This window comes from Chitinophagales bacterium (assembly GCA_017303415.1).
GTDB lineage: Bacteria > Bacteroidota > Bacteroidia > Chitinophagales > Chitinophagaceae > SpSt-398.
In genome coordinates this window covers 1,856,942-1,876,125 of record JAFLBJ010000001.1, presented here as the reverse complement: position 1 = coordinate 1,876,125, position 19,184 = coordinate 1,856,942, and the positions used below count along the sequence as shown (strand labels likewise).

Here is a 19,184-nt window from a genome sequence, read left to right as displayed (position 1 = left end):
CGCTTTTTTCTCTCGTCGCCTCTGGCGACAAAATCTTTCTAACGACCCGGCGCCCCGATGGGGCGCGGGAAAATGTTATTGTAGCATACCATCTGCATAATACATTGTTCTTCTATTAACGGAGTAACTAGCCCGAAGGGCTTAAACCATCAATAGCCACCGGTGCAACCGGTGGTAATGGTTTAAGCCCTTCGGTCTAGTTACCCTGCATATTTGCAGGTTTCCTCCTGATACTTCTTAAAAACCTTGCAGAAATAGCGCTGAACCCCATTTTTCTGTTTTCCTGCTAACTGGCAACTGGCATCACAAAATTTGCACTCCATTATACCTGCTAATTTGAAACACAAGGTGCATTTTTCCTATGGGCAAAAGACGGAATTGGACGAAAAGGGGTACTTTACCGCTCCAAATGGGCTATCCGGTTGATGAAAATTGCCTGTAAACGAGCTACTTTGCGCTTGGAAGGTGAAAACCTGCTAATTTGAAGCACTACCAAATAGGAAACCTTGCTAATTTGAAGCGCCATCAACACTACCGCTACCCAAACAACTTCCTAATTTCTTGAATGTAGTTAATAAATTCCTTAGTCTCGATGTCTATTTTCCAACTACTCTTATTACTATTACTATCAAACTCACAGTTTAGTTCATCTTTTGAAATAAATTCCCCCTTACTTTCAACATAACCAATCAACTCATCAAATAAATCTTTTATATACTCAATTTTGGTATCGGTATCCAAATACCTATCGAACCCAAAATTAACCCACCCCGGAAACCTTTCTTCTTCGATTTCATTTAATCTATTTCGCATTGCATCCATCCATAATGGGAGCTCGTATTTACCATTAATGATTTTAAGCAAATACCTAGCAATTAATTCACTAAATCCATCGGGCACCCACAAGCCATCATATCTAAACTCAATATAACTTGAACTCATTTCAATTCAATTAATTTACCTAAATCGTTTGCGTGATTTGTTCTTACATACTCAGAAATAGTTTTCCTTTCAGCATCGGAAAAATTCTTGAGATCTAGTATTACAACATCTGCCTTCTTAAAATGGTTTGACAATGAACTTAGAAAGTCAGTCATGTTATTCTTATCGGGAAGATAACCTCCAATATGGTCAATTGATTTATTTAAATACTTTCCCGATGTCCCAATAAAATCTCCTGCTTCGTTTTTCCCGGATACCCTTATAACAGAACCAGTAGACTCCTCAAATATTGCTGCCGCTCTCGCCTCTGACTCTTTAATCGATTTTCCTGTTTTTGAATCAATAAATGTTTTCAAAATATCATTCGTGCGTGCATTTATTCTCAACCTCCGCTGTCCTTAGTATTCCTCCCAATTCCCCAAAATTCAGAATCATGCTGGCCGTAGTCTTATAAACTTCTAACAAACTCAAAATTATGAAATTTGACTACGGCCCGATATGTATTTTCCATTGCCCCCTACAGGTTGCGACAACTCTCTCAACTTCGGTGCTCCAAATATAACGCTCCTACGGAGCGTGGGGAAATGGTTGGATGATCGGGGGGCTACCGACAAGGCGCCCCGATGGGGCGCGGGAAAATGCTATTGCAGCATACTACCTGCTAATTTGAAACACGAGGTGCATTATTCCTATAGGTAAATAACGGTTTTGGATGAAAATAGGCATTTTCAGGACGAATACCAGTCCTCTGTGAGACTAAAAACGCCTGTAATACAGTATAAAATGAAAACCAAATCGGGAAAATGCTAATGTAGCACACTACCGAAAGATGCTAATGTAGTACACTACCACTTTGCGCATGCTTTACCAATAATTCAAATTCCTCATTATAATTCTTGTTAAAGGAGTTTACAACCTCTCGATAAATTGGTATCAAGTTATCAAAATTTGGATTGAAATTAAGTTTGGCAACAATTATGGCAAGAAAAGCAGTATGTATTGGATTATAGGTAGTCACATTAAACCTATCAGGGTTTGAATTTAATAAGCCATCCAAGAAGCCGATATCCGAATACTGAATAAAGTCGTTATTTACAAATGATTCGTAAAACTCAACCTCCTTTTTAACAGCACTTAATACAGCTTCCTTTGTATCAGTATTCGAGTGGCATTCTTCAACTCTTTGCTTTGAAAGCAAACTCCTTTTTGTACTACCTACAGAAGCAAACTTATCATATAATTTACCCCATGCTATTCTCTTAAAATTTTCAACGGATTTTAATAGTATCCTAAAATCAGGTTCGATTTGAAGAAAGAACGGCGCTTCCTCAATAATATAAAGAAACTCATTTCCATTTTCTTTCTTAAAAAACCCGTTAATTGATTTTTTGTAAGAAAAACCGTGTTTGTTCAACTCGTCTCCCAAAAGTGTAAAAAACAACTGCTTTCTATCCATTTAATTCGAGTTATGCTTATTTACTCTTTTTATTTCCCCCGCTCCCCTTAGTATTCCTCTCACCTCCCCAAAATTCAGATTGATGCTGGCCGTAGTCTTATAAACTCCTAACAAACTCAAAATTATGAAATTTGACTACGACCCGATTTGTATTTTCCATTGCCCCCAACAGGTTGCGACAACTCTCTCAACTTCGGCGCACCAAATATAACGCTCCTACGGAGCGTGGGGAAATGGTTGGTTGATCGGGGGGCTACAGACATGGCGCCCCGATGGGGCGCGGGAAAATGCTATTACAGCATACTACCTGCCCAATACATTGTTCTACTGCTATCGGAGTAACTAGCCCGAAGAGCTTAAACCATCAATAGCCACCGGTGCAACCGGTGGTAATGGTTTTGTAGAGCTGCCCAACCCCAAAGGGGTTGAACTAAATAATTTGATCGAAAATGAATTTTTTAAACCCGATGAGTTCAACCCCTTTGGGGTTGGGTCGAAAATAAAAACTTCCAACCACCGGTTGCACCGGTGGCTATTGATGGTTTAAGCCCTTCGGGCTAGTTACCCTGCCTATTTGCAGGTTTCTTGCTGGTACTTCTTACAAACCTTGCAGAAATAGCGCTGAACCCCATTTTTGCTTTCCTGATAACTGGCACCTGGCATCACAAAATTTGCACTCCAATATACCTGCTAATTTGAAACACAAGGTGCATTTTTCCTATGGGCAAAAGACGGAATTGGACGAAAAGGGGAACTTTATCACCCAAAAAGGGCTATCCGGTTGACGAAAATTGCCTGTAGATAAACTTCTTTGCGCTCGCAAGGTGAAAACCTGCTAATTTGAAACACTACCAGTTTACTGTGAGACTAAAAACATCTGTAAAACAAAATAATAGGCATGCATAACTGCAAAAATTCTAATGTAGTACACACCTATTTGACCATTTCGCTTAACTTACGAACAAGTCTATTGAAGCCAAACATTCGGGTATTAATTTCTAAAGAATATTGCTCAATCTTGCCATAAGAAAGGATATTAAGCTTCAATTCATCAGCACAATATTTTGGGAATACAAATAAACCAGCTCTTGTCTTGTCTGAAAAATAATTGAAAAAACTATACTCATAATCAACTTCAACAAGATTACTAATATCAAGGATTATATTTTTTTCCCATGGGAAAAAATAGTTCACATAAATTTGATCTTTAAAAAGTACAACTCGACAACTATTTCGACAAAGCAATATGTAGAAAAAAGAAAAAGATAATATTGAATAAAAAAATCCAGATTGTATGGAAGTTTTAAACATAAGTAAAAAGACAATTAATGACACAACAATAGTGAAATAAGGATTAAATGGGTACCGCGTTGTAATTAAAGGCTTCTCAGACATAATATTTTTTTTATCCTTTTTTCGGATCAACATTTGATTTCTTTTCAGTGCCCTTTTCTTGGCTGCTGCTATTCAAATTATTATCAACAGCTTTAGTCGACTTATCCTCGAGATATTTTTTAAGATTCTCTAATGTTGATTTCCTTATTGTGTCATCGGACATTGGTCCGGAATTGGAAGACATTGCATCAATGAACAATTCAGCATCGCCTATGCCGCTAAGTAATTTAGCACCGATTTTAAGCAATTTCCCCCGCTGTCCTTAGTATTCCTCCCAATTCCCCAAAATTCAGAATGATGCTGGCCGTAGTCTTATAAACTTCTAACAAATTCAAAATTATGACAATTGACTACGGCCCGATTTGTATCTTCCATTGCCCCCTACAGGTTGCGACAACTCTCTCAACTTCGGTGCTCCAAATATAACGCTCCTACGGAGCGTGGGGAAATGGTTGGATGATCGGGGGGCTACCGACAAGGCGCCCCGATGGGGCGCGGGAAATTTACGGATATTTTAATCTTGTGTTTTGGGTGTCGACTGCATGGCTACTATCAGCTTCTGTTGTGTCACTCCCTTCAGCGTTCGGCAATTCTATTGGGCATTTGCGGGGTGTCCTTATCTCTCCCAATCAACTCACTTTCACAAATCAAAACATTGGTAGAACCTACACAGTCACCCGCATACCGTGTAATCCTTCTTTCCGAATACCTCCCAACAACGAAAAGCTCAATTCCTCATATCTCCAGGTGACATACTCTGGGTTATGGTGTTGAAGAGGCTCCATGGCATTTGTTTATTACTGGGATCTGAAAACAAAAAAACCGCTGTGGGGAACAGCGGTTACGAAACTCCATGAATTATGAAATAGGAAAACTGCTAATTTGTAGCACTACCAGTATCCCATGCTTTTGACTTTTGAACTAATTCATTTGCCTTTGAAAAAGTAACACCCAACTCCTGATAAAGCAGAAAAGCTGTCTGCAACCGACCGTAGCCAGCTCTACTCAACAAGTTAAATGTATCTTCAAGTGTGTCAGGCTTGGAAGCTATATAACTACTTCGAAAAATTTCTTTCATTTTATTATCGATAATTTCTTCATTCATAAAACTAGTCATTTAGTTTGATTATCTGTTGTTGAGCAACTCCGGGGTTTGCAGAGGAACTACCATCTGAACGTTGATAATTTAATATAAGTTCATCAAATCCAGCATTCTTCGCGTACTTCTTGAATTCGTCCAATAATCCTTTTAGCCCTTCCCTTCCTAGCTCACCAACAGCCTCTTCATTCTTAAGCCCCTGAATATATGCAGCAACTTCAATTGTTAATTTCTTCCCCTCTTCTTTTAATATTCCTCCTGCTTCAATTGTGAGTTCTGTCCCGGATTTTTTCCCGGTAAATTTAAAAAGACCAAACAAAAAATCCTCGCTTTTTGTAAAAGCTCCAGACTTGAAAAATGAACTGGAGGAACTTTGTAATCCTGCCCCTCCTGTCTCGTCCAACATTTCAATTGCTATTTTACCAACACTAATTGATGGCAAATAGTAGGGCAATAACTTATAAGCAAGTTTGGCAGATATATCCATTAACGGCCCAGAAATAGCTTGGCCAATTGCTGAGGCTAACCCAGATGCTGCGCTCCCTCCTGCAATTAAAGTAACGGCTCCAACAAAACCTGTTGCAAAAGCGTCAGCAAATTGTTGGTCTAAAACAGAACTATGTTGGGATCGGAATTCCTTCCATTTCCCTTTCCAATCGTCATTCGCTTTATCAAAATTATTACTTGTTAGTTTATTGTCCCAATTCCCATGAGTGCCGTCATAGGGCTCCCAGTAATAAAGCTCAGGTTGATTGGGAGCCTGCATAAGGGACCAAACTTGTTTCGTTTGACGGTCATACACATCCCAAACTCTTCGACCCCACTTATCTATACTTTCTGTTCTTACTTCCCAATAATCTCTAAAATCCTGTGGTTCGGCACCATCTAAGTCTACTGCTTGAATAGGTGTATTTCCAGCGAAATGATAGGGGCTATACCATGGATATCCTTTGTGAAACGGGTCAACAGAGAAGAACCTTCCTGTCCTCGGATTATAAATCCTAAACCCATAATCATACACATTCCCTTCGCCCATCACTTCCGGGTCTTTCTCCTTGCCATTGAACCCATACCGGTACTTGGCTGTTTCAGAAACCCTCCCCACCATCTGCATCCCAAACGGATAATAATCACTGGCACTGACCACATCGGGTTCATAGTAGTCGTACTCTCCGTCGGAGGAGGTATCTACGCCACTGTGTTTATCGGATACGGTGACCAGTACATTCCCCAAGTGGTTGCTTAATTCAAAGAACTTGTTTCCCCGCTTAAAATTAGATAAATAGGTTGGACCGAGCAAGTCAATATTGACAGCCGTTTCTTTCGGCTGGTCGATGTCCTGGTCTCGTTTGATGATGCCGAGGCGGCTTGAACCATATACATGATGCTCGGTGAGTTTAGCCTGGCCCTCGGCTATGCCCCAGGCCACCTTTTCATATACGGCCATCACATTGCCCTGGGCATCGCGCACATACCATGTCGCCTTGTGGGGACCGGGATACCTTCCCTCGATCTTCCCGATCCGGTTGCCATTGGCATCATAGTGGTATACAGCTTCCACTGTCGAGGATCCACTATTGGTGTCCACGGCTACCTCGGTCGTGCGGTTCAGGGATTTGATCTTCCCATATACATTCCACTTAATATTATAAACCCCTGCCTGGGTGTCCCCAATCAGGTTCCCTATCTCGTCATAGCTATAGTTGTCATTCCCCTGATTGTCTATGTCCTCCTTCAAATAATTGGTCGCGCCTACCGAGTCCTTTACATGTCTTAACCGGTTATTTGTCAGGTTTCCACTGCCATCGCGGTTGTACGCATAATTGAGACTATCCATTTCCAATGGCCGGCTGCCGGCTGTGGTGCCATTACGGAGGTACTTTAGAATATTCCCATTGGCATCATAGGCGATCCGCTCCTGATAGTCCGTGGTCAGACTTATGGCTGACCAGCTATTGCTTGTTGTATTAAGGCCCCGGTAGACATCCATCCCCACAATTCTGTTCAATTGATCGTACTGGTAATTATACAATTGCGGTTGGTTCAGCGTATTGATGGTTACAGCCATGCTGCTGATATTGCCATTGTACAGCGGTTTGTACGCGGAACCGATATAGGCGGTATGCCCGGGGAAGGGTTCCACCCCACTGCCAATAGCGAGATAATCACCCGTGTAGTAATTGAGATTAAACCCATAAGCATCCCTCGCCACCAGTTGATACCCTCCCGCCTGGCCATCCTGGCCCATATCACGATAAGAAGTCCCGGCCGTGCTGTTCACCCCTTTGAGCCATCCCTGCAAGGTATAGGCATAATCCACTCCCTGTACCTGCTGCTGGCCGAGAATGGTCCTCGCCAGGGGACCGTGTTTATAATACTGGTAATGGGCTTCGTGCTCATCCAGCGGACTCTGCCCGATCAACTCCTTGGTATCGGTCGTATATACATCGGTCAGCCGGTTGTCGGCATCGTAGATATACCGGTGGTAAAACTCGTCATTGGACTTATAGGTCGTGCCATCGTTGGTGGATGGGTTATAATGCACTTCATTGACCTACAGTCAGGTTGCCCCTTCGGGGCATTTACAAAATTCCTTTATATCAAAGAGTTTTATTTTGTTATCAACTGTAGTACTACTATCACCTTCCGTTGTGTCACTCCCTTCAGCGTTCGGTAAGGCTATTGGGCATTGGCGGGGGGTGTCCTTATCTCTCCCAATCAACTCAATTTGCACAATACAAATCATTGGAAGAACCTACACAGTCACCCGCCTACTGTGTAAACCTCCTATCCGGATACCTCCCAACAAGGCAAAGTTCAATTCCTCATATCTCCAAGTCACATACTCCGGGTTATGGTGATTAAGTTGTTCCATGGTATTTGTTTTTGCTGGGACCTGAAAATAAAAAAACCGCTGCGGGGAACAGCGGTTACGAAATACAATTATTTATAAAGTAGGGAAACCTGCTAATTTGAAACACTACCTAAGTTAATTTCAAAAACCAATGGAATATTAAACTCAAGCTCCCAATTCTTGGTATCCATATTAAAAAACATCTGTGGCCAACCATTATTCAAACCAAAATATTTAATCACGTCATCAACATTTACATTCCGGTAAAACCTTATGTGCCTATCTCTCTCTTCCCATTCTGATGCAAAAATTAAATATAAAGTTCTGCCCTTAAAACACGGTTCACCATTTAGGACAACTAGCCAGTTTAGAAAATTAGACATAGTTTTAAAAATGAAAAAGTCATTAATTTCCTCTGTTATTTTTGCCGAACTACCTTCATTAGGTCTATTAAGTACTTGTATTAAAAAATTTCCACTTATTAACTCTACAAATCGCTTTAAACCATCATTTAGTTCTGGATCATTTATCTCAATTTCACGATACCTTGAGTATCCATGGTGAAATAATAGCTTATCAAGTTGATCTAACTCTTCCTTAGGAAGTGTCCCCGATAGTCCTAAAAATTCCATATTATATTCATTTATTCTTTAAAGTACGTATATCATACCCACCTTCGCCATTAATTGCTTTAATGATTTTTCTTATATGCCGTTTTGTAACTTTTCGGTCTTTGGGGGTGGCATACCCCTTTGTTCGAGTGCTTCTTTCGAGTTCAGTTACTTTATAACCATGGCTATCTGGTTTCTTGGGATTGTGGATTCGGAATATATCCTTTCCCTTCCTCCTTATTGTTACATTGCCGCCATAAGATTTTCTAGTATAGTCATATAGGTCGTCATATTTTTCTTTTAGGGTCTTTTTTCCTAAATTTTTAAAAAAATCTTTGCTAAATGATTTTGGACTCACAGGATTCAGATCAAGTGGCACCCCGGTAGCATCAGAGAGTACCCCGATAATTTGATCTCTGATTTCATCCTTCACCTCATTAATCGCAAAATCAATGACCGATTGAGAGCTTACTAAGGTAGCAGCTCCATCAATTAAAATTCCTCCTGTAATTATTAAGCCAGATACAAATACAGCCTTTCCAATTCCATCCGCAATAGCAGCTCCAGTCCTGGTATCAACAAATTCTTGCGGTTCAAACGAAATTACATTACCATGAAATACAGACCCACTCTCGTCTTTTGTGTAATAACTAATTACCGTAGGGTCGTTAACATTACTATTTAGATAAAAATAGGATGATTTGGGATAAAGCCGATTCCATAGACCAACTTCATAGGTTTCGGCCCTAAACACCATATACTCATGTCCTACAGCATCCCGTATAATGCTACGGTAAACCTTACCAGTTATGACATTTTGTTCAATATACTCTTCCCCTTGTATAGTTATCCATGTCTCACCAGGTGGTTTAATTTTTGACCGAAGTGAATATCCTACCGGCTCTTCTCCGTCTTGGTCTATTGCTTGAATTGGAGTATTGCCTGCGTAATGAAAAGGCGAAAAATGTGAATACTTATTTGCTAAAGGATCCAGGCTCAAAAACCTCCCCACCCTCGGATTATAAATCCTAAACCCATAATCATACACATTCCCCTCGCCCATCACCTCCGGGTCTTTCTCCTTCCCATTAAACCCATACCGATACTTACTCGTCTCCAGCGTCCTCCCCACCATCTGCATCCCAAACGGATAATAATCACTGGCACTGACCACATCGGCCTGGTAGTAATCATACTGCCCGTCCGAGGAGGTATCTACGCCACTGTGTTTGTCACTGACGGTGACCAGTACGTTTCCTAAATGGTTGCTTAATTCAAAGAACTTGTTTCCACGCTTAAAATTAGATAAATAGGTTGGGCCAAGCAAGTCAATATTGACAGCCGTCTCCTTGGGCTGGTCAATGTCCTGGTCACGTTTGATGATGCCGAGGCGGCTTGAGCCATATACATGATGCTCGGTGAGTTTAGCCTGGCCTTCGGCTATGCCCCAGGCCACCTTTTCATATACGGCCATCACATTGCCCTGGGCATCGCGCACATACCATGTAGCTTTGTGGGGACCGGGATACCTTCCCTCGATCTTCCCGATCCGGTTGCCATTGGCATCATAGTGATAAACAGCTTCTACTGTCGTGGATCCACTATTGGTATCCACGGCTATCTCGGTCGTCCGGTTCAGGGATTTGATCTTCCCCCCGCTCCCCTTAGTATTCCTCTCCCCTCCCTAAAATTAAGATTGATGCTGGCCGTAGTCTTAAAAACTCCTAACAAACTCAAAATTATGACATTTGACTACGGCCCGATTTGTATTTTCCATTGCCCCCCTACAGGTTGCGACAACTTTCTGAACTTCGGTGCTCCAAATATAACGCTCCTACGGAGCGTGGGGAAATGGTTGGATGATCGGGGGCTACAGACATGGCGCCCCGATGGGGCGCTAGGAAGAGACAGAAAATATAGGCTTGAGTTTTGGGTTAATAGGAGAATTTTGCTGCGCAAAAAGGGCTATCCGGTTGGCGAATATTTCCTGTAAATGAGCTCCTTTTTCACGTTTGAATATTGAAAACCTGCTAATCTGAAACACTACCTGAAACATTGCCCCCACCATTAATAATTTCAATTACTTCTTTTACATTATTCTCTGCTGCCCAAGACCTTACAGAGCTACCATAAATATTAGGGATGTCGGAGGCGGCCTTAAATCGAATCAACAGTTTAATCGTCTGTTCACTAATTCCAAAGAACATACAGGCATACCATAGAGGCGTGTTACCAAATTTGTCTTGAAAATTGGGATTTACACCCTTCTCTAGCAGCTTTTCAATAATACGAAGGTGTCCCCTTTCTTCTAGATGCGCCTTAATAGCTACATGAAGTATGTTCCCGCCTTCGCTATACGATTCTTTAAAATTAATATCTTCCTCCAATATCAACTCAAAAATTCTATTATCCGGATAAACCACAGAATAATAAAAAGCATCACAGCCAAACTGATCTTTATAGGAAATTTCCGCCCCGGATTTTAAGCAATGTTTCACATTGTCATAATCTTTCAGTCGAATTGCTGAAAGTAGAGAATTGTTTATACTCATTCTTTCGTTTAATTTAAGTCCTTTTATTATTCCGACGGTTAGAAGGGACAAGCTCCGCTCCCCTTAGTATTCCTCCCAATTCCCCAAAATTCAGAATGATGCTGGCCGTAGTCTTAAAAACTTCTAACAAACTCAAAATTATGACATTTGACTACGGCCCGATATGTATCTTCCATTACCCCCTGCAGGTTGCGACAACTCCCTGAACTTCGGTGCTCCAAATATAACGCTCCTACGGAGCGTGGGGAAATGGTTGGATGATCGGGAGCTACCGACATGGCGCCCCGATGGGGCGCGGGAAAATGCTATTACAGCATACTACCTGCATAATACAATGTTCTTCTATTAACGGAGTAACTAGCCCGAAGGGCTTAAACCATCAATAGCCACCGGTGCAACCGGTGGTAATGGTTTTGTAGTGCTCCCCAATCCCCCTACCACCCCGCGCGCTCGCCCCATTTGCCCAAGCCAAAATAATCGTTGAGCTTGAGACCGAGGCCGAATTGATTGAGGGCGGTATTGTTTTGGTAATAGGCACGGGCATACCGGATCTGGATCTTTTTTAACAAGACCCCTACCCCCAAGGAAAACCCATTGAGCCCATTGGAGGCATTGTACACATTCAATTCCTGCCGGCGTAAATGATTATACCCAAGTGAAAACTCTAATTGCTCACTGGGATGTACCGTAGCGGCAAAAACAAAATGCCTGAATAATTTATCAAAGGTGAATTTCTTTCCGGTCGTCTCCACACCATTGCCGGCATTGAATAATGTGTCATCATACCGGATATCCCATTGATGGGCCCGTTGGGCCGTTATGGAAAAGGAGAAAGGCGCATCGGCCAAACGCTTGGTCATTCCGATCTGAAGATCAAAGGGCAGGTCATCGGGATCGGTACCCTGGTATTTCTTTAATTGAAACCCCATGTTCTTTGCCAGAATCGACGCGGTGAACAAAGCTGAACTATCCCTGAAAAGAATACCCATATCCAACGCCATGCCGGTTGAACGATATAACCCATAACCGGAATGAATGAATTTTATCGTGGCCCCATAATCCCATTTCTCCATATACGACCGGGCCGCGGAAAACTGTACCACCCAATCCACCGGACGAAAACTACCGGATACATTTCCACTGGCATCGGTTTGGGGAATCGTACCATAATCAAAGTAATGGACCCCGCCGGCGAACCGGGTATTCAAGGGCTGTGAGAAATAACCAAGGGCAAGATGAAAGGTCTTGATGCCTGCATAAAAATCATTGAACACCAGATTGGCACGGGTATGCATCTCCTTGTTCAACAGGGCCGGATTGTGAAAGGCCATCCCTACATCATTGGAAGGTTTGGATACATTCACCCCACCTAAGCCCGTCAGTTGAGGGGTCGCCGGTAATTTTAAAAAATTAAAAATGGATGACCCGCCAAGGGTTTGCCCGGAGATTTGTCCAACAAAAAATAAGGCGGATATGAAAAGGGTTAAACGCAAGTCATACGAATTTGAGAAATGCAGCCGGAACGGCAAAAAAAATCCCCCCGAAGAATCGGGGGGAACATTTTTAACCCTTAAAACAACCAACATGAAAAATTCTATATAACTAACAACGCATGTACGGGAAAATGGTTGCCTTGGTTCTTGAGATTTGAAGGTTTTTTTGTTAAAAGCCATTAGCTATTAGCTATTAGCAAAAAGCTAGTTTTTCAACGCCAACTCCAACACCTGGTTCATTGTCTTCACATAATGAAACTGCATACCCTTGATAAAGGCCGAGTCGATCTCCTGTACATCTTTTTCATTCTGAGCACATAAGATGACTTCGCGGAGACCCGCCCGCTTGGCGGCCAATATCTTTTCCTTGATCCCTCCTACCGGTAATACCTGTCCGCGAAGGGTGATCTCACCGGTCATGGCCAGGAAGGGTTTTACCCGCTTACCGGTCAGCGCCGAAGCCAGGGAGGTCATCATCGTGATACCGGCACTGGGGCCGTCCTTGGGTACCGCCCCCTCGGGTACATGGACATGGATGGTCTTTTTTTCAAATGACTTTCCATCAATTCCATACCGGCTGGCATTGGATTGTAAATAGGTCAATGCGGTGGTCGCACTTTCCTTCATTACATTTCCCAGGTTGCCGGTCAATTTCAATTCGCCTTTCCCATCACTGGTGCTGGTCTCTATAAATAATATATCTCCACCCACATAGGTCCAGGCCAGCCCAACGGCTACCCCGGGCATATTGGCGGTTTTATAGATCTCGTTGCTGTACCGGGGTTTGCCCAATATCTTTTCTACATCCGCGGCTGTCAGGGTAGGCTTTAATTTATCCTTCATCGCATACTCCTTGGCCTGATAGCGCATTACAGAAGCGAGCATCCGGTCAAGTTCACGCACTCCGCTTTCACGGGTATAATCCTGAATCACTTTCTCGATCACCTTATCACTGATCTTAAACCCGATCTTCTTTAATCCATGCGCTTCGCGCTGTTTAGGAATAAGGTGCCGCTTGGCGATCTCCATCTTCTCTTCTACCGCATAACCGCTCAGGTCAATGATCTCGAGGCGGTCACGCAAAGCGGGTTGAATATTCTGGATATTATTAGCGGTGGCAATAAACAATACCTTGCTCAGGTCATACTCTAATTCCAGATAGTTATCGTAAAAGGTATGGTTCTGTTCGGGATCAAGTACCTCCAGTAAAGCGGAAGAGGGATCGCCACGCTGGTCATTCCCAACCTTGTCGATCTCATCGAGGATCATTACGGGGTTGGAGGACTTCACCTTGCGCAGGGATTGAAGTATCCGTCCGGGCATCGCGCCGATATAGGTTTTGCGATGACCTCTGATCTCGCTCTCATCATGCAGGCCACCGAGGCTCAGTCGTACATATTTACGTCCAATGGCATGGGCGATGCTGCGTCCCAGGGAGGTTTTACCAATACCCGGAGGGCCGATAAAACAAAGGATCGGGCTTTTCATGTCCCCCTTTAGTTTAAGTACGGCCAGGTATTCCAGTATCCTTTCCTTTATTTTCCCCATGCCATAATGATCGGTATCGAGTACCCGCTTCGCCTTTTTCAGGTCATAATAATCTTCGGTGTACTCTTGCCAGGGCAGGTCCAGCATCAGGTCAAGGTGATTATACACCACGGAATAATCCGGGGTGCTGGGGTGCATCCGCTCCAGTTTCTGCAGGTTCTTGGTAAAGGCTTCTTTCGCGCTGGCAGGCCATTTTTTGGTCTCGGCCTTTTTCTGCATTTCCTTTAACTCCCGTTCATTGGTATCGCCACCCAATTCTTCCTTGATGCTTTTGAGTTGTTGCTGGAGAAAGTAATCACGTTGTTGTTTGTCCAGCTCCACCTTGGTCTTGGTGGTCACCTTATTTTTCAGCTCGGCAAACTGCAGCTCTTTATGGAGCATCTGGGTGAGTTGACTCGCCCGGTCACGGATATCATCCAGTTCCAGCAGGCGTTGTTTCTCTTTCAGGTCGGCGCTCAGGTTGCTGCACACAAAATTGATCAGGAAACCGGGGTTTTCGATATTCTTAAGGATGATCGCCGCTTCGGAGGGGATATTGGAGGAGAGGCTGACGATCTGGGCCGCCATATCCTTGATATTCGATACTCCCGCTGCAAACTCATCATTCACAGGCACTTCCGCCTCTTGCAGCACTTCAATATCGGCTTTGAAAAACGGGTCTTCGGTGGTGATCGCGATGATCCTGAACCGGCTCCGGCCCTGGATAATGATCGTGGTTCCCCCATCTGGCATCGTGATCAGTTTCACAATACGGGCCACCGTACCAATATTTTCCAGGTCGGAAATATTGGGGTCTTCAACATTACTGTCTTTTTGCGCTACTACGCCTATCAATTTGTCAGCCTTATAGGCCTCTTGTACCGCTTTGATACTCTTATCGCGGCCTACGGTTATCGGGATAACCACGCCGGGAAAAAGTACGGTATTTCGCAGGGGAAGCAGGGGTAAATGCGAGGGAATCTCAAGCCCATCGGAGGTTTCACCTTCATTCTCGTTGAGGGGAATAATGGGGATAAAGTCGGCCTCTTCTTCGGATCGCACTAGTAAATCTATGCTCTTCATCGTATATATCGGTGGTTTGACAGCCTGTCAGTCATTTTCAGGCCGGGTTAAAAATACACCGGGAATATATACTTGTCAAGAAAAGTGCCGTCTTTGGGACACGAATTACGCGAATGACACGAATGGCACGAATTGTTAGCATTCGTGCCATTCGTGTCATTCGCGTAATTCGTGTGATTCAAATTTCGCTCTTAGAATGCGATACCAACCGATAATTGCAGGGCCTGGTTCTTCCATTTATCCTGGTCGTCGATGTCATTGATGTTGTTCAAACCGATGACATAGCGGCCGGTAAAGCGGAATTTGGCCAGGTTGACCTGTACACCGCCTACCATGGAGAATTCACCTTCTTTAAAGGCATCTCCGCCATTTTGCAGGAAGGTACGGCTCTGGTCCATCAGGATACCTACTTGCGGACCTGCCTGCAGGTGGATGGGGCCGAGCAATTTGTAGTCAAGCAAAATGGGGATGGTGAGGTAATTCAATTTTACCTTGCTCTGCGAGGAATTGATCACATTCTCGTAGATCTCCTTGTAACTGCTGTCGAGGGTGGAAGAATACTGGTTGAATAAAACCTCGGGAACGATCCGTAGTTTGGGACTGATCCCGATCTCCGCAAACCCACCAATGTGGTAGCCATAGGTAAACTGTTGGGAGAAGGATTTTCCATCCACTTTGTTCACATTGGCTCCGCCTTTGATACCCAAATGAAACTGGGAAAAAGCAGCCGAAGAAAGGAAAAGGGCGACGAGAACGGTAGCTAATTTTGCTTTCATAACTAGAGTTTTAAGTTAGATGGGAAAATTCAACATTGATGCCATGCTTTGATTCCCCCTGTTAATTGTCCTTAACGAAAGGATATATAACCGTTAAGTAAATGCTTAATTGCTTTTTGTTTCTTAAAAAAAAGTAAAAGAAGCAGGTACCCGCATGAATAGATCAGAAAAGAAGCCCAAGGTTTAAGGAAACCAGGGAACTGAAATTCTTTTCCTCCGCCGGGAAATAATAGTCAAGGATAAGCTGGGGCTGGATATAGAACTTCCCGATGGAGTATTCGGTCCGTAACAGGAAGGTCAGTGCCAGGGGCTGAAATTTCAGTTGGTCATTGAGATAGGTATTCTCGGAGTTGAATAAGACATTGGTCCCGGTACGCAACAGGGTCGCATAGGTATTGGTGGATTGGTTAAACCCGAATTTCTGGGTACCACTGGTGAAGTTGATCTGGGGCGATACGCGGATATGGTCATTCAGGGACAGGATATCGAGGAAATAGAAGTCATGCCGCAGCGATGCCACCACCGACAGATCGCTCACTGATTCTTCGGTATTGACTCTTATATAACCTCTTGCCCGCAGGCGCAGGTCATTGATCAAAGATTCCCGCTCATCATAATCGGACCGGCTGCCCCATCCATAACTTACCGACACGGATGGCCGCAACCACCATTTTCGGTAACTGAAATAGGCATAGAGTTCGTTTTGCAGGGGCGTAGTATAAAAAGGCAGGCTGTCACGGGTAAAGTACCGCGTATAGGCAAACCCGGTGGCCAGGTTTTTATTTTTTAAATAATCATAACCCGGGCTGATAAAGAATTGGTAGAGGTTCAGGTTCTCTCCGTCGTGAACGATATTGCCCGTAGTGGTCAGATTGAAACCTGACTTATGGTAATAGGCCAGCGTGGGGGAATAGGTGAACTGTTGTTGGGGATCGAGCAGAACGGAGGATTTATTGGTATAATTATAAAATCCCCTCCCCAGCGAAAGCCCGGTCATCAGGTAGCTATGTGGTTTGGAAATGGAATCTAAAAAGGAAGCGAATTCATCAAAGAGGAAATCATAGTCCATATCCGTCGTATCCGAAAAAAGGATATCCTCTGTTTTTTGGGTGGTATCGGTCTGGGCCTGTGCAAAAAAAGCCTGTACGAGGATGATCCCAATCATCCCCGCCCGTTTGAATATTCGGGGCAGTTGTATTGCTTTTTGATTCAAAAGGCTTGTATTCCGGCGTTTATGACCCAGTATGCAGGCATGGGTTTAATATGCCCTGGAAAATAATCAAACGAACCGGGGTCAAAAATATTGAGGAAACCGTTTTAAATCAATTCAATAAGGGTGATTTCGGGTAAAATACCTACACGACCCGGGTAGCCGATAAAGCCAAAACCCCGGTTGACATAGAGTTTTTGGGAACCTGTTTCGTAAAGACCGGCCCATTGTTTATAGAAATATTGTACGGGGCTCCAGCGCCATCCGGGTATTTCCACCCCGAATTGCATACCGTGGGTATGCCCGGAAAGCATCAGGTCAATATCGGGATAGCTTTTTACCACTTCTGCATCCCAATGCGAGGGGTCGTGACTCATCAGGATCTTAAAAGGATGTGGTTGGGCGCCTTCATAGGCCTTGCCCAGGTCGCCATAACTGTGAAAATTACCCCGGCCACTGATGTTTTGTACCCCTAACAAAGAAAGGGAATGACCATCTTTTTCGATGACGTGGTGCTCATCCATCAGGAGCTTCCAACCCATTTCGGCATGCACATTCTTTAACCGTTCCAGGTTGGCTGCTTTGGCTTCGGGGCTTTCCCAGCGGGCATAGTCACCATAATCGTGGTTACCCAGGGTAGAAAACACACCAAGTGGAGCGCGAAGCTGAGAAAAGACTTCTTTATAATGTTCCATTTCATCGGCCCGGTCATTCACGAGGTCACCCGTGAACAGGATCAGGTCGGGTTTCTGTTCCAGTATTTTTTGTACCCCGCGGTTTACGGCTTCTTTATCGGTAAAGCTTCCCGAATGGATATCGGAGATATGCACGATACGAAGTCCTTTGAAAGCGGCCGGTAAATTGGAAAAGGCCAGAGGTATTTTTTTCAGGTCATAGCGGTATTTGTTTCCAAAACCATAAACCAGCGAACCATACAAACCTCCTCCGGCGATCATCCCCATCCAACTGAGGAAAGCCGATCGCGGAATGGCATCTCCCCCACTCCCATCCTTCGCGCTGTTACCGGAAAGAAAGGTTTTAAAAGCCACCCACTGGGCGCCGCGACGAATATCATCCACCAGGAAAAAAACTGCCCCGATCAATTTGGCAAAAAACAATCCGATGATCAGCGCAAAGATGGTGGACCGGATCACTTTGGAAGCCTGGTCAAAATGCAGATAAGGCAGAAGCAGGAGGGTTCCTACTGCCGACACAGAAAGCACCCAGTACACTACATGAATGATGGTCCGGGTACGGATACCGGTGGAAGCCGTCAGCACCTTCAGGGCCTGAAAAACATATAGGTCAAGCAAGACCATGAAAAGGATGAAAATCCACCAAAAAGGAGAACTACGCATGAAAAAAGGGATTGATTGCTACTGTCGAAAATATTTATACCCAAAAAAACTACTTTAACAACAGAATCGGTCATTTAGTTCCCATAAATTAACCACAAGGCTTATTTTTGCTTTCCTTCAAAAATTAATAATATGACGTTGAACTACTACGGCCATTCCTGTTTTTCCGTAGACGTGAACGGCAAAAAAATATTGTTTGATCCTTTTATTACCTACAATGAGTTGGCAAAGGCGATCGATATTGAAACCATTGAGGCGGATTATATCCTGCTTTCCCACGGGCATGCAGATCATATTGCCGACTGTATAGCCATAGCCACCAGAACAGGCGCCAAAGTAGTTTGCAGCTGGGAGATCCATGAATGGCTCAATAAAAAAGGTGTGTCAAATACCCATCCGATGAATACGGGAGGTCGGTGGGATTTCGGTGATTTTGTGGTTAAATGCGTAGTCGCCCAACATTCCTCCGGATTACCCGATGGCAGCTATGGCGGAAACCCCATGGGTTTTATCGTGTACGGTCAGGAAGGTAATTTTTATTATTCCGGTGATACTGCCCTGACCCTTGATATGCAACTAATTGCAGACTGGGCAACCTTGAAGTTTGCGGTCATGCCCGTTGGGGATAATTTCACCATGGGTCCGGAAGATGCGGTCAAAGCTGCAAAAATGATCCGCTGCGAGACGGTTGTTGGCGTTCATTTTGATACATTTGGCTTTATTAGGATCGACCATGCCGCCGCGAAAAAGTGTTTTGCGGATGAAGGGTACACATTGCATCTTCCCGGTATTGGTCAACAATTGAGTTTATAATAAAAAATACGAGGG

At 43.8% G+C, this 19,184-nt stretch carries 15 protein-coding genes; 1 reads left to right on the top strand and 14 read right to left on the bottom strand.

What is annotated here, in order from left to right; genetic code table 11:
• Positions 1–537 precede the first annotated feature (537 nt).
• The 14 genes from J0M30_08190 to J0M30_08125 all read right to left on the bottom strand — a co-directional run bounded on the left by J0M30_08190 (position 538) and on the right by J0M30_08125 (position 18,356).
• Positions 538–942, bottom strand: coding sequence for a hypothetical protein (locus tag J0M30_08190; protein MBN8667470.1), 405 nt, complete (start codon positions 940–942; stop codon positions 538–540).
• Positions 939–1,328: a hypothetical protein gene (locus tag J0M30_08185; protein MBN8667469.1), complete on the bottom strand. Its 390-nt coding sequence runs from the start codon at positions 1,326–1,328 to the stop codon at positions 939–941. Before J0M30_08185 ends, J0M30_08190 begins: the two co-directional genes overlap by 4 nt.
• Before the next feature lie 446 nt (positions 1,329–1,774).
• Positions 1,775–2,398 carry a hypothetical protein gene (locus J0M30_08180; protein ID MBN8667468.1) on the bottom strand — a complete coding sequence of 208 codons (624 nt, stop codon included), beginning with the start codon at positions 2,396–2,398 and terminating at the stop codon, positions 1,775–1,777.
• A 933-nt stretch (positions 2,399–3,331) separates the two neighbouring features.
• Complete coding sequence (locus J0M30_08175) at positions 3,332–3,793, bottom strand: hypothetical protein (protein MBN8667467.1); 462 nt, start codon at positions 3,791–3,793, stop codon at positions 3,332–3,334.
• A gap of 877 nt (positions 3,794–4,670) precedes the next feature.
• Positions 4,671–4,898, bottom strand: a complete 228-nt coding sequence (locus tag J0M30_08170; GenBank protein ID MBN8667466.1) for a hypothetical protein — start codon at positions 4,896–4,898, stop codon at positions 4,671–4,673.
• Positions 4,899–4,902: 4 nt separating this feature from the next.
• Positions 4,903–7,437 (bottom strand): RHS repeat-associated core domain-containing protein, encoded by a 2,535-nt coding sequence (locus tag J0M30_08165; GenBank protein ID MBN8667465.1) that lies wholly within the window; start codon positions 7,435–7,437, stop codon positions 4,903–4,905.
• A gap of 422 nt (positions 7,438–7,859) precedes the next feature.
• Positions 7,860–8,378 carry a hypothetical protein gene (locus tag J0M30_08160; GenBank protein ID MBN8667464.1) on the bottom strand — a complete coding sequence of 173 codons (519 nt, stop codon included), beginning with the start codon at positions 8,376–8,378 and terminating at the stop codon, positions 7,860–7,862.
• Positions 8,379–8,385: 7 nt separating this feature from the next.
• Positions 8,386–9,855 carry an RHS repeat-associated core domain-containing protein gene (locus tag J0M30_08155; protein ID MBN8667463.1) on the bottom strand — a complete coding sequence of 490 codons (1,470 nt, stop codon included), beginning with the start codon at positions 9,853–9,855 and terminating at the stop codon, positions 8,386–8,388.
• A 532-nt stretch (positions 9,856–10,387) separates the two neighbouring features.
• The gene (locus J0M30_08150; protein MBN8667462.1) at positions 10,388–10,909 is read right to left on the bottom strand and encodes an ankyrin repeat domain-containing protein; all 522 of its coding nucleotides are present in this window, start codon (positions 10,907–10,909) and stop codon (positions 10,388–10,390) included.
• A gap of 434 nt (positions 10,910–11,343) precedes the next feature.
• Complete coding sequence (porQ, locus tag J0M30_08145) at positions 11,344–12,402, bottom strand: type IX secretion system protein PorQ (GenBank protein ID MBN8667461.1); 1,059 nt, start codon at positions 12,400–12,402, stop codon at positions 11,344–11,346.
• 204 nt (positions 12,403–12,606) lie between these two features.
• Complete coding sequence (gene lon, locus J0M30_08140; protein ID MBN8667460.1) at positions 12,607–15,012, bottom strand: endopeptidase La; 2,406 nt, start codon at positions 15,010–15,012, stop codon at positions 12,607–12,609.
• A gap of 191 nt (positions 15,013–15,203) precedes the next feature.
• Positions 15,204–15,788: a PorT family protein gene (locus J0M30_08135; protein ID MBN8667459.1), complete on the bottom strand. Its 585-nt coding sequence runs from the start codon at positions 15,786–15,788 to the stop codon at positions 15,204–15,206.
• A gap of 163 nt (positions 15,789–15,951) precedes the next feature.
• Complete coding sequence (locus J0M30_08130) at positions 15,952–17,001, bottom strand: hypothetical protein (protein MBN8667458.1); 1,050 nt, start codon at positions 16,999–17,001, stop codon at positions 15,952–15,954.
• 104 nt (positions 17,002–17,105) lie between these two features.
• The gene (locus tag J0M30_08125) at positions 17,106–18,356 is read right to left on the bottom strand and encodes a metallophosphoesterase (protein MBN8667457.1); all 1,251 of its coding nucleotides are present in this window, start codon (positions 18,354–18,356) and stop codon (positions 17,106–17,108) included.
• A 132-nt stretch (positions 18,357–18,488) separates the two neighbouring features.
• Between J0M30_08125 and J0M30_08120 the strand changes: the two genes are divergently transcribed.
• Entirely contained in the window at positions 18,489–19,169 is a 681-nt protein-coding gene (locus J0M30_08120; protein ID MBN8667456.1) for a metal-dependent hydrolase, read from the top strand.
• Positions 19,170–19,184: the final 15 nt, after the last annotated feature.